General features: G+C 34.8%; 1 protein-coding gene. It reads left to right on the top strand.

Annotated features, from left to right (window positions below):
* Positions 1 to 558, top strand: a 558-nt coding sequence (locus ACQR30_RS10230; protein ID WP_429734683.1) for a hypothetical protein, incomplete at its 5' end; no start/stop codon positions are given.
* Between the last annotated feature and the right edge of the window lie 565 nt (positions 559 to 1,123).

The following is a 1,123-nucleotide window of genomic DNA, read 5'->3' as shown; positions in this document are numbered from 1 at the left end:
CATATTAAATTAATTACCATCAAAGCGACGAGGAAACTTTATTGTCTTGGGAAGGCACTCAAATCTTCTAGCACTAATTTCCTTCTTAATATGTATAAAACCTATGTTCGATCCATACTTGAAAGTTCGTGTCAAGTCTACAATCCATGGCTTAAAAAAGATATTGTCGAAATTGAAAAAGTGCAAAAACGAGCCTTCCGCTGGATATGGAGGAAAAGCCTACAAAAACGCTTCCCAGATAGACCTGGCTATAAAACTATGCTAAAAATCCTCAATATGGAATCCCTTGAAGATCGTCGAGTTTCTGCTGATCTTCTTCTTTTTCATCAGATTAAAACCGGAAAGGTCAAAATAGATGATGCTATAGTCCCAAAGGAATACAGGGAAAATAGTCGTCGGGGCACTCTTAAGCTCCCATTTGCAAGAAAAAACTATATTTCTCAATCATTCATCTATCGTGCGGCGGAACTTTATCCCAGAATTCCACTTGAAATTAAAACACTCAAAACTAACAAGGCCTTTCGTAAAAGTATTCATTCCTTTTTGCAAAAAAAATGAGGAACTGAACAGAGCATGGGGCACCTTAAACTATATTAATGTTCACTAATCAATACTAGCAGCTCGATACTACACTGATGAATATACTAGGCAAACTAACCCCCTTCACATAAGAGATCAGAAATTCAGGCATGATACAGGTTTTTGAATATTATTTTCTAAAAAGAAAAACTGCTTTATTTTCAACACATTTATCATGTCTCGGAAACAGAAAAATCGACTTCTAGTTGTGGATTATATTTAGGGCAATTTCATTATCCTGTAGTGTATTTGTTTTAATTTTGCATAATCACCCGTTGCTAGAAAATGTATTGATTACTCCTAACCGTCTATACGCATTCTAAGGTCAACCTACATTCTATCAATATAAAATAATTATGCAAAACACTGTTGTTATTGTTACATCCATTCTTGCTAAAGTGCTTAAGTCTGCAATTGTCTATGTATTGAACTCTGTCACAGCACTATGCAAATCGCGCTGAGCGATATTTCCATGTTGCTTCAGCGTATGAAAATAATTAAATAAATAATATTTTTAGTACCCTTGCTACGTTGCAAATCTGAT

Source organism: Arachidicoccus sp., from assembly GCF_050436765.1.
Lineage (GTDB): Bacteria > Bacteroidota > Bacteroidia > Chitinophagales > Chitinophagaceae > Arachidicoccus.
Note: the sequence above shows the minus strand (reverse complement) of the source record. Positions and strands in the feature narration are given on the sequence as shown.